The organism is uncultured Alloprevotella sp. (genome assembly GCF_963536905.1).
GTDB lineage: Bacteria > Bacteroidota > Bacteroidia > Bacteroidales > Bacteroidaceae > Alloprevotella.
Genome location: NZ_CAUTBW010000066.1, coordinates 1 through 10,685, shown reverse-complemented (window position 1 = coordinate 10,685; position 10,685 = coordinate 1). Strand labels below are relative to the sequence as shown.

9 protein-coding genes are annotated in these 10,685 nt (G+C 40.8%); 6 read left to right on the top strand and 3 right to left on the bottom strand.

What is annotated here, in order from left to right:
• Window positions 1–1,402: 1,402 nt before the first annotated feature.
• Both ABLA33_RS09435 and ABLA33_RS09430 read left to right on the top strand, forming a co-directional pair.
• Entirely contained in the window at window positions 1,403–4,408 is a 3,006-nt protein-coding gene (locus ABLA33_RS09435) for a leucine-rich repeat domain-containing protein (protein WP_347720111.1), read from the top strand.
• A 158-nt stretch (window positions 4,409–4,566) separates the two neighbouring features.
• Window positions 4,567–4,770, top strand: coding sequence for a hypothetical protein (locus ABLA33_RS09430; protein WP_315092364.1), 204 nt, complete (start codon window positions 4,567–4,569; stop codon window positions 4,768–4,770).
• Window positions 4,771–4,894: 124 nt separating this feature from the next.
• On the opposite strand, the gene ABLA33_RS09425 is transcribed toward ABLA33_RS09430, so the two are convergent.
• Together ABLA33_RS09425 and ABLA33_RS09420 are read right to left on the bottom strand one after the other, a co-directional pair.
• The gene (locus ABLA33_RS09425; protein ID WP_347720110.1) at window positions 4,895–5,446 is read right to left on the bottom strand and encodes a glutathione peroxidase; all 552 of its coding nucleotides are present in this window, start codon (window positions 5,444–5,446) and stop codon (window positions 4,895–4,897) included.
• Window positions 5,447–5,518: 72 nt separating this feature from the next.
• Window positions 5,519–5,977 (bottom strand): type I restriction enzyme HsdR N-terminal domain-containing protein, encoded by a 459-nt coding sequence (locus tag ABLA33_RS09420; protein WP_347720109.1) that lies wholly within the window; start codon window positions 5,975–5,977, stop codon window positions 5,519–5,521.
• 101 nt (window positions 5,978–6,078) lie between these two features.
• Here ABLA33_RS09420 and ABLA33_RS09415 point away from each other — a divergent pair, with 101 nt between their 5' ends.
• The 4 genes from ABLA33_RS09415 to ABLA33_RS09400 all read left to right on the top strand — a co-directional run bounded on the left by ABLA33_RS09415 (window position 6,079) and on the right by ABLA33_RS09400 (window position 10,411).
• On the top strand, window positions 6,079–6,855 hold the full coding sequence (locus ABLA33_RS09415; RefSeq protein WP_347720108.1) for an AMP nucleosidase: 777 nt from the start codon (window positions 6,079–6,081) through the stop codon (window positions 6,853–6,855).
• 27 nt (window positions 6,856–6,882) lie between these two features.
• Window positions 6,883–7,917, top strand: a complete 1,035-nt coding sequence (gene holA / locus ABLA33_RS09410; protein ID WP_347720107.1) for a DNA polymerase III subunit delta — start codon at window positions 6,883–6,885, stop codon at window positions 7,915–7,917.
• 1,051 nt (window positions 7,918–8,968) lie between these two features.
• Window positions 8,969–9,448 carry a helix-turn-helix domain-containing protein gene (locus ABLA33_RS09405; protein WP_347720106.1) on the top strand — a complete coding sequence of 160 codons (480 nt, stop codon included), beginning with the start codon at window positions 8,969–8,971 and terminating at the stop codon, window positions 9,446–9,448.
• Window positions 9,449–9,511: 63 nt separating this feature from the next.
• A complete protein-coding gene (locus ABLA33_RS09400) occupies window positions 9,512–10,411 on the top strand; it encodes a helix-hairpin-helix domain-containing protein (protein ID WP_347720105.1) in 900 nt (299 codons plus the stop codon).
• Window positions 10,412–10,505: 94 nt separating this feature from the next.
• Here ABLA33_RS09400 and ABLA33_RS09395 read toward each other — a convergent pair.
• Window positions 10,506–10,685: hypothetical protein (locus ABLA33_RS09395; RefSeq protein ID WP_347720104.1), on the bottom strand; the 180-nt coding region annotated here is incomplete at its 5' end.

The window sequence follows — 10,685 nt, the reverse complement described above, 5'->3', positions numbered from 1 at the left end:
GGAGGCGCACCATGCTTAACCGCGGGTGATGCCCGAGCGGAGCGAGGGAGAACCCGTGGACAAGAGACAGTACTACTATCCGACGCAGGAAGCGTCGCACTGCAAGCGTTGAGGGAGAGTAACAAGTGTGGATGTTGTTCGACACCGCCGGTGTCGGAGGATGGGAGGGCTTCTCTCTCCACGGGTTCACCCTTCGGGCATCACCCGCGGTTACGCATGGTGTGTCCCCGCCGGGGACAGTGGGTGAGCACGGAGGAAGTCTGCTTTTTTCCACTTGTCCTCTATGCTCTGCGCTGCATCCTCACCCGCGGTTACGCATGGTGTGTCTCCGCCGGGGACAGAGGGTGCGTACGCAGAAGAATTCCGCCCTGCATATCGTGTATAATCTGTGGACAACTTCACACGCTATGATTGCCACACAGAGTCGCAGCAGAGCAGCGTGTCTCACGCCACTGCGCCCGTAGCAGAGTATCTCACGCCTCCGGCGGAGGCGCACCATGCTTAACCGCGGGTGATGCCCGAGCGGAGCGAGGGAGAACCCGTGGACAAGAGACAGTACTACTATCCGACGCAGGAAGCGTCGCACTGCAAGCGTTGAGGGAGAGTAACAAGTGTGGATGTTGTTCGACACCGCCGGTGTCGGAGGATGGGAGGGCTTCTCTCTCCACGGGTTCACCCTTCGGGCATCACCCGCGGTTACGCGTGGTGTGTCCCTGCCGGGGACGGTGGATGAGCGCGCAATATGGCAGTGAGATATGGATACAATAAGGGCGTGGACTGACGCAATAAGGATATTCTCGGTTATGCCTTACTGCATTTGCATTTCTTTTCTAAGAATGGAAAAGATTTCTTGTGAAGCTTTTCTGCAATAAGACTCTGGGAAGGAGGGCTAATTTGCACGGATCAAAGAATATATTGGGAGAGGTTTGTTTTCAAATTTTAGTATCAGACGGAGAGATAGTATTGTTTTGTACCCTAATATGCGATGGAGTAATGTTTGTTTTGTTGCCGAATTGTTAAAAAATGGAGGTGGTTTTGTTTTGTTATGATTTTTTTAGAAAAAACATTTGGCTATATATATATATATATATATATATATAGTTTTGCGCCCGAAATAAATTAATGTTATCCTAACTTATAGATTGAAATACAGAATATTAGGGGGTGGATTAAGCGAAATTTGAGAATCTATACCTTTAAACAATAATATCTGTATTGCCTTTCATTAGAACTTATAGTATATTCAATTTTTACATAATTCAGAGAATATTATATTAAATAATGCGAATTTTCCTAATCTCATTTTAGGATAAAGGAAAGTTGTGCTATCCCCTTATCCCATTACTACTTTTTTGAACAAAATCAAATTATCCAAATATTATTTTATTAAAAATCAGAAAGAATGAACAAAACAAAACATTTATTTTTAACGTTGCTGTTGGCGCTGCTAACGATTAGTGTGCACGCAATATCATCATTTAATTATACAGCCAACGGAAGAGTATGGAAATGCCAGGGAAGTAGTGATGGCACTGCAAGCATTATAGGCATTGCAGAACCAGCCTCCACTTGTAGTGGAGTGTTGAATTTTCCTGGGGAAGTGATAGACGGAAATGGACTGCATCGTTCTGTAACAGATGTCGGGTCACTCATCGGAGGTTTTAACGGATATTCCCTAATCACAGACGTTAATATCCCCCTTAGTGTAAAGAGGATTTCTAATACTGCTTTTAGAGGATGCACTGGATTAACTACCGTAAGTATGCCTAGTGTAGAGAATATAGGTGATTATGCTTTTTATGGTTGTACAAACCTTACGAATGTTAATATGGCTCCGATATGGGTTGGAGATAGAGCTTTTGAAGACTGTTCACACCTTTCTTCTACTATAAATCTTACCAATGCAAAGAAGCTAGGAGTAGGTGCTTTTCAGGATACAGGTATAACTTCCGTTACGTTTGGACATGATCTGAAAAAAATTTCAAATAGTGCTTTTTCTGGCACTCCTATAACATCACTAACTATTCCAGCAGAAGTAACAGAGATTGGTTCTAACGCTTTTTATAACTGTACTAGTTTAGCTTCTATAAACTTTGAAGAAGGGCCAACCAAGGGGGTAGCTAAAATTGGAGAATACGCATTTCAGGGCTGTACAAGTATTACTTCTTTAACTATACCAGGAAAGTTTAAAACCATTGAACTTTGTGGATTCGCTGGGTGTTCCAACCTTACTCAACTACGCCTTCAAAGCGGATTAGAGAGTATAGGGAAATTTGCTTTTTATAATTGTTCTTTGACAGGAGACCTTACTATTCCTGAGACAATGAAAACTATTTATGAAGATGCTTTTGCCAATTGTCCGTTTGGTGGAACCCTCATTATGAAAGCTCAACGGCAGCCAGCATGGGATGGATATAACTCAAATCATAACTCAGTATTTGTTGGTAAAAATAGTTTGAAGTTTTCTCATATCGTATTAGATGGTCCTGAACCATCAGCCCTTATTGCGCCAGAAGGTATGGGTTTTAGTGGTATTAGATCTCTTTTAGGTAATTCTATTATTAGTTCCTTAACTATTCGTCCTTCCGTAAAGAAACTTCCTGCATTTGCTCTATATAACGCCAATTTGTCGAATATCAGTTCTTTCAATATCCCTGCTACAGTAGAGGAAATAAATGCTTATGCTTTCTGTAAAGTAAAATTTCCTCCTTCTACTCATTTCACGATTCCCTCTACTGTTACTAAGGTATACGACTATGCGTTTTCAGAGAGCAATATTACAGAATTTACAATAGAAGCAGGAGGAATAACAGAAATTCCTAAGAAAATCTGTGTTAATTGTTCAAATTTATCCCGAGTAAATCTGCCAGAGGGAATAACTAAAATAGGCGAAGGAGCTTTTGGTAAAACAGTAAGTTTGACTAGTGTCAACTTCCCAATGAGTCTTATTGAGATTGGACAGTACGCTTTCGAAAGTTGCACTTCACTTACTAACATACTATTACCTGAAGGCTTAAAAACTGTTGCTTGGAGGGCTTTTGCTGATTGTTCTTCACTTACTAATATTACTCCACTTCCTTCGACCATAACTCGCATTGAGGATCAGGCTTTTGCTAATTGCCCTCTTCAAGGCGATGCTAACGAAATGATTCCCTCTTCACTTCAATATATTGGTACAGAGGTCTTCAATTCAACGGGTATAACGGGAGAAGCTGTATTTGGTCATTTGAAAGCACCAGCAGAAGGAGTTTACAGAATCACTCCAGGAAATCCTTTTTTGAAAAGCCGTGTCTATGGTATCAGGATGGGTACATACGATAAGTATTTCAATGGACGCGGAGGTGAAGTTTATACTATGATAGGCCAATGGGATTATTTTTCAGGATTACTGTATATTGACACTCGCGACTGTACGATCCAAACGGTACACCTCAAGGGGGAGCCAAACACAGCTTACAAGTTTTCACGCGAAAATGGTTATGATGCAGATACTTATCCAAATTTTGTCTCTGCATCAGTTAATACTTTGGTTTATCTGCCATCAGAGGTAAAGTTTAATGATTCAGCACTGCCCACTGCGACGTTTGATCAGCGCTTTAATACAGATGAGAACAATGATGAAACAGGTGGCGATGGTTCGAACTTTATCATGGACGGAAAGTGTAAACAATTCTTTGTGAAAGATGGTCTGCCTTACCGTGTGCCTTTTGCTTTCACTGCACAAACGGCACGCTATAGCCGCACTTTCAATGTCACTACTGGCAAAGCGGTGAGTACGCTCTATTTGCCCTATCCCACGGATCTGCCTGAAGGTATGTGTGCCTATACGCTGGTGAAAAAGAATGTGCATAGTGATGGAGAAAAGGCTTTTGTGTTCCGTGAAGTGCCTCAAGGTACGCGTCTCTCTGCCAACAAACCATACCTTGTAAGAATTACTGATGGACAGACACACAAACTGCCAGTGATGCACAATGTGGCAGTTCCAGTTTCTCCAAAAGTGGATGATGCCGGACAGCTGGGAATTGAAACGAGCGACTGGAAATTCTTTGGAACTACAGAGAAGATAGACAATGCTGCTGCGTATGCAAAGAAAGCTTACTATCTGAATGGCAACAAGTGGTGGGCAGTGCAGAATGGTGTAGAAAACGACTATATTGCTCCTTTCCGCTGTTTTGTGAGCAGTCCTACGGGTGCTGCTGCCAGCAGAAGTTTCCTTCTTGTGCTCGAAGGCGACGATGACAGCAATGTGACTGGTATCAACCAGCTCGAAAGCGATACAGAAAAGGATATGCACAGTGGTAAATACCCGTTCTATTCCATCGATGGCAAACTGATGGGCAAGGACTACAACAAGCTGGAGCGTGGACAAATCTATATTGTAAACGGTAAGAAATTCTATAAATTCTAATTCTATTCTCGTTCCACTTCTTCGGAAAAAGAGGGGGAACGAGAATTCCCAAGAAAATAAGAGATTCTCTGTCTTCTCCCCAATGGTACAGATGCTTTACAGATGGCGTTTTTGGGGTAGAGGCGATAAAGAGAAGAAATAAAAAACAAGTGAATACAATGAAAACAAAAATATATGTAACTCCCGCAATGGAAGTTGTGACTGTTGACCTTCAGAGTCATATTCTTGATATCTCCGTCCCTATTGGTAGCGGTGCTGGTCCTGGTGGCGGTGGTCAGACCCGACAAGGGATCTTCGATGATGAGGACTCATCCGATAAAGGATCTGGCTCTCCTGCTCACCCCAATCTTTGGGATGAGTGATAAAACTTAGTTGTTCGTTATAGCACTTAAAGGTATTTTTAGGAAATTCCGCAAAAGAAAGCCGCGCAAATCTGACGTCAGATTTGCGCGGCTTAAAGTATACCTTTTTATTTCTGAAGTTTACCTATACTAGTAGAGCTTCGATACTCTTTTCAATTTCGGCAATGGGGGCCGTAGGTTCGAAGCGAGCTACTACCTGGCCTTGCTTATTGATGAGGAATTTGGTGAAGTTCCATTTGATGTCGGCTTTCTCTTTGTAGTCAGGGTCGGCTTCGCTCAGCATCTTGTCGAGAATGGGGGCAATGGGGTGTTCCATATCGAATCCAGCAAAGCCTTTTTGCTGTTGTAGGAAGAGGAAGATCGGGCTTGCATCTGGACCATTGACCTTTACTTTCTTGAACTGTGGGAAGTCGACACCATAGGTGAGCTGGCAAAATTCGTGAATTTGTGCATCAGTGCCCGGAGCCTGCTGGCCGAATTGGTTGCAAGGGAAGTCGAGCAGTTGGAAGCCTTTACCGCGGAAGTGTTCGTATAGTTTTTCCAGTTCTTCGTATTGAGGAGTGAATCCACATTTTGTTGCAGTGTTGACAATGAGTAAAACCTCGCCTTCGTAGGAACGGAGAGGTACGTCAGCACCCTTACGGTCTTTGACCGTGTAGTCATAAATCGTTGCCATATAAAAACTTTATTTTCATCTTAGTTTAGTATGGGCAAAGATAAACGAAAGTGGGGAAACCACCAAATTAGCTTAATAGAGTTCTACGTAGTCGGGGATTTCAGGGAGGAAATGAATGCTGAAGTCGGAATAATTGATGCGGCAGATATAGTGGTCTAGGCCGTTGGAAACAATGAGGTAGTCGGCATGGATCACACTGTTGTACGAACTGATTTGCGTGAAGACTTTTTGCGTGATGCGAACGCTGGGAGCTTTGTATTCGATGATCATGCGTGGGTTTCCTCCTTCGCGATTGAAGAGTACGCTGTCGCAACGTCGCTCAACGCCGTTGACGTTGAGGCTCACTTCATTGCCCAAGAGCCCTGCAGGGTAGTGCTTGTGTTCAACGAGGAAGTGGGTGAAATGCTGCCTGACCCATTCTTCAGGGGTCAGGCGAATGTAGCGTTGCCGCAAAAAGTCGAGGATTTCAGTCTGCCCGTCATCTCGCCGGCGTAATTTAATATTAAAGTTTGGCAGATTAAGTGAAATCATTTTCTTACTTTTGCAAATCAATAAATATATTGCAAAATTAAGTATTTCGGCGGATTTACAGACTTTGTATACCGCCGAAAATGCGTATAAAAACTATTTATATGAAGACGCGTGAAGAAATCGTGAGTAATTGGCTCCAGCGTTATACTGGTCTGCCGCTGGAAGATTTTGGGGAGCATATCCTTCTGACCAATTTCAATCATTATGTAGATTTGTTTTGTGAGTTGAGCGGTGTGCCTATAGAAGAAACGACCTCTAATATGCGTGCCGTTACTGCTAACGGCATCACGATGATAAACTTTGGGATTGGTAGTCCAAACGCTGCGCTGATTATGGACTTGCTGAGTGCAGTGAAACCAAGTGCTTGCTTGTTCTTGGGTAAGTGTGGCGGTATTTCTGAAAAAACGCATTTGGGCGATTATATCCTTCCGCTGGCTGGTATTCGCGGCGAGGGTACTTCTAACGACTATTTCCCTTCTGAGGTTCCTTCGCTTCCTGCCTTTATGCTGCAACGTGCTGTGTCGACAACATTGCGTGATAACAATCAGGATTACTGGACAGGGACGGTTTACACGACAAACCGCCGCGTTTGGGAACATGATGATCGCTTCAAAAGCTATCTGCGCGAAACGTGTGCTATGGCTGTTGATATGGAAACTGCAACTCTATTCACTTGCGGTTTCTACAATCATATCCCAACAGGCGCTTTGTTGCTGGTGTCTGATAATCCCATGGAGGCCGAGGGAATTAAGACGAGCGAGAGTGACCGCAAGGTGACGGCAAACTTTGCTGAGACTCATGTGCGCATAGGTATCGAAGCTATGAAACTTATCATCGGTCAGCGTAAGACGGTGCGACACCTGAAATATGACTGGTAACATATATATAATATAGACATACAAACGATGGCATTTCCTACTAAGAATCAAGGAGGAGTTCCTTATGAAGCCATTGTGAGAGACATCCAAGCGGGCAATTATAAGCCGCTCTATTTTCTGGAAGGAGAAGAGAGCTATTATATTGACCGCTTGGCTGATTTTATCGTACAGTCTGCGCTGAATCCCGAAGAGAGAGATTTTAATTTAATCACACTCTTTGGGGCAGAAACCACTATTTTTAATGTAATTGATGCTGCCAATGGTTTTCCTATGGGCGCACAACGCTTGGTGGTGGTGGTGAAAGAGGCGCAGAATATTAAAGAAGTGGAACGCTTGGAACACTATCTAAAGCATCCGCAGCTCTCCACAGTCTTGGTGTTTTGTTATAAAAATGGAATACTGGATCGCCGTAAACGCTTAGCATCTCTCGTCGAGAAAACGGGCGTCCTGTTCGTTTCTCCAAAGTTGAAGGATTTCCAGTTGCCTAAATTCATAGAAGATTATCTCCGACGTAAGAAGGTGGGTATCGATCCTGATGCTACAGAAATGATGGCGGCTCATGTTGGAAACGACCTGAGTCGTATGGCTGGCGAATTGGATAAACTCTGTATTGCTTTGCCCGAAGGAAGTAAAAAAGTGTCGAAGGATTTGGTGGCGGAGAATATAGGGATAAGTAAGGATTACAATGTCTATGAGTTGCAAGATGCGCTCGTTTCAAAGAACATTTTTAAAGCAATGCAAATTGCAAATTATTTTGACAAAAACTCAAAAGTGTTCCCGATAAATAGAATAATTCCTACAGTCTTCAAATTCTTCCAAAATCTGATGTTGTCCTACTATTCTCCAGATAAATCGGAAAGGGGAGTGGCTGCCTTTTTAGGTATTACGGAATGGCAAGTGAGGAAAAATATCCTTCCTGCAATGGCAAATTATTCCGGCGTGAAAGTGATGCAAATAATAGGGGAGATCCGACGTGCAGATGCTCGCTCAAAAGGTGTAGAAGGTGCTACGATCTCATCTGGAGAACTACTAAAAGAACTTCTCTTTTTTATTCTTCACTAAAGCCTATTTCGTCAATATTTTATTTGATGATATTATTGTACAATTGAGGCGAGAATAGCAGATCCTCGCCTCAATTGTTTCTCTTCTGGAATACGTAAAATCTCTGCACAACTCCTTTTCTTTGAAACTCTATTCTTGCAAAAATGTGAATTACCTTATTCTATTAGTGTTTTAATCTCTAAAAACGGACCTATTTCTTTATTTATGTATCTATTTTGTAATCCTATAGATTGCAAAATAGTGAATTACTCATTTTTTTAGTTATCAATAATGATGCATGTTTTTTCTATGTGTATTTATTGATTTATAATCAGTTAAGATGTTTTCTGCGCTCTGAGAATCGTGAGAGAAAGAATTCTTTATCTCGCGCCTAGATTCATGAATAAATTGAGCGAAGTAGTCTTATTCCTTCTCTAAATATCGTGCATTAAGTTTTGTTATGGAATTCAAGTGTATATATTAATTTGTATATTTAGTTTATATATTCACATTGTTGAAAATGCATCCTCTGTTGTTTATCTTTACACACTGAATATGAGTATACATAAATATAAATTCATAAATCGAAAGGAATGATATACAAAAAGATATTTATTTTTATTCGATATTATATTTTATCTTTTTTTTGTTGAAAACCAGTTTGTTATTCTTGTTGTTTGATATGTTTTGTGAGAATATCTGATTTGTTTACTTATATGGTAGATTTATTGCTCTATTTTAAGAGCTATGTATGCTAGTAACTAAGTGATGTATAATTAAAGAGATATTTTTTTCAATAATATAGTATAAGTCTTAATATCTACAAATTACATATGTATACAGGGGTGTGATATGGAAATGTGTAATTTGTGTTATTTAAAATGTAAATTTTAGTTTTGAAATTTTGATTTAGCAGCTTTATTTTTCTATTCGCAAATGTTGTTTATTTAGGAAAATGATTTTATCTTTGTAAATGCTTAGAAGAAGCCTCTTTTTAGGAGAGGAGAGAGACTCCTATCCTTTAGAATAAGCTTAGCTCTCTATTTGTGCAATAATAAATGATTGAAAAGTTATGGAAATGAAGGATCGTATTCGACAAATTATGGATGATGCTAAAATGTCCCAACAGGATTTTGCTGCTAAATTGGAAATTTCTGCTGCGTCATTGTCAAGTATATTTACTGGTAGGACTCGTCCTACAAATAACCATGTTCAAGCAATTCATAAAGCTTTTCCCGAGATAAATATAAATTGGCTTCTATTTGGTGAGGGAGATAGTCACCTTTCTGTTGTGCCAGCACAAGTGGTATCTGAAGCTCCTGAGTCTGATTTTGTGAATGCTTCTTCTCCTCAGGCAGAATTGGGGCTTTTGTTTTCCGAACCTGCTATAGAGCAACCTCTAGTGCAGGATCGTTCTTTATATACAAAGAGGAGTAAAATAGAACAAAATAAAGAAGTTAATATAATTGACAGAAAAATTCGTAAAGTAAGAGAGATTCGTGTCTTTTATGATGATGGTACTTACGAGACTTTCACGCCCTCTCTTAAATGATAATTTGGATTTAAAATATAGATTTCTTATATTTGCCTCAGTAATCGGATAAATCCAATATCTATGAGTAAGAAGTATTGGCGTTTGATGCCAGAAGCTGATCGTCGAGGTTTTATTGCTTTGGCTCTGGTGTTGTTGGTCGGCAGCGGAGTGACGTATTATTTCTTAAGTCCTAATCTATCTACTGGGAGCTTGTCTTTAAAGGATTCTCTTTCTGTACTCTCTTTCCAAATGGAACAGGATAGTGTTGAGGGGCAGTATCGAGGTCGTTATGCGCAATATAATGGTGGCGCTGTAAAGGAGGCTTTCCCTTTTGATCCTAATGTGTGTGATTCTGTAACTTTTATTCGACTTGGCTTAAAGCCTTGGATGGCTCATAATGCTTTAAAGTATAGACGGAAGGGGGGACGCTGGCGTTCTCCAGATGACTTTAAACGTTTATATGGACTTACAAAAGCAGATTTTGAGCGCTTAAGGCCATACATATGTGTGGAATCTGAAGATAAATCATTTTCCGACTCTCGTCGGCGATATGATTCTATTCGAGCCTCCTATCCCCAAAAGTATAAGGAGCTTACTATTCTGGATCTTAATACTGTTGATACAACTCAATTAAAACGTATCCCTGGAGTGGGGAGTTATTATGCTTCTAAAATATGTCGTTATCGTGAACGTCTTGGAGGTTTTGTTTCTCGTAATCAGATAAAAGAGGTGGATGGGTTGCCTGAGGGGATTGAAAAGTGGTTTGAAGTGGCATCTAACGCTCCAGTTAAGACCTTAAATATTAATAAGAGTACTTTTAAGCAACTTGTTCATCATCCATATTTAAACTATGAACAGGTTAAAGAAATAATGAACTACGTAAGAAAGTTTGGCCCGATAAAAAGTTGGCGTGACTTAAGTCTCTCTGAGCATTTTACCCCCGAAGATTTTAAGCGTCTCCAGCCCTATATTGTTTTTTGACGACTTTGATGTGTGTAAGTTTGTAAAGAGAGGATAAATGAATACTCACTTCTGTTTGAGCTGATACCTTCCCTCTTAGCTCCTTCGTCTCTCGTTACCTCCGCTCAGCCCAATCAGTCCAACCACACCTCCTCGTTCTTTTCTCAATAATTCCTTGTTTTTCTTCAGAGATTCCCTCCGTTTTCTCCCAGAAACGCCCGGATTTGAAACTTTTTTTTGAAAAAAAGTAGTGTATAGGCTTTGCTATTCCAAAAACTCGTAGTACTTTTGCATC

Excerpts from the sequence above, each read along its gene's own strand:
- ABLA33_RS09435 (WP_347720111.1), top strand. The coding sequence starts at position 1,403 with ATGAACAAAACAAAACATTTATTTTTAACGTTGCTGTTGGCGCTGCTA.
- ABLA33_RS09430 (WP_315092364.1), top strand. The coding sequence starts at position 4,567 with ATGAAAACAAAAATATATGTAACTCCCGCAATGGAAGTTGTGACTGTT.
- ABLA33_RS09425 (WP_347720110.1), bottom strand. The coding sequence starts at position 5,446 with ATGGCAACGATTTATGACTACACGGTCAAAGACCGTAAGGGTGCTGAC.
- ABLA33_RS09420 (WP_347720109.1), bottom strand. The coding sequence starts at position 5,977 with ATGATTTCACTTAATCTGCCAAACTTTAATATTAAATTACGCCGGCGA.
- ABLA33_RS09415 (WP_347720108.1), top strand. The coding sequence starts at position 6,079 with ATGAAGACGCGTGAAGAAATCGTGAGTAATTGGCTCCAGCGTTATACT.
- holA (WP_347720107.1), top strand. The coding sequence starts at position 6,883 with ATGGCATTTCCTACTAAGAATCAAGGAGGAGTTCCTTATGAAGCCATT.
- ABLA33_RS09405 (WP_347720106.1), top strand. The coding sequence starts at position 8,969 with ATGGAAATGAAGGATCGTATTCGACAAATTATGGATGATGCTAAAATG.
- ABLA33_RS09400 (WP_347720105.1), top strand. The coding sequence starts at position 9,512 with ATGAGTAAGAAGTATTGGCGTTTGATGCCAGAAGCTGATCGTCGAGGT.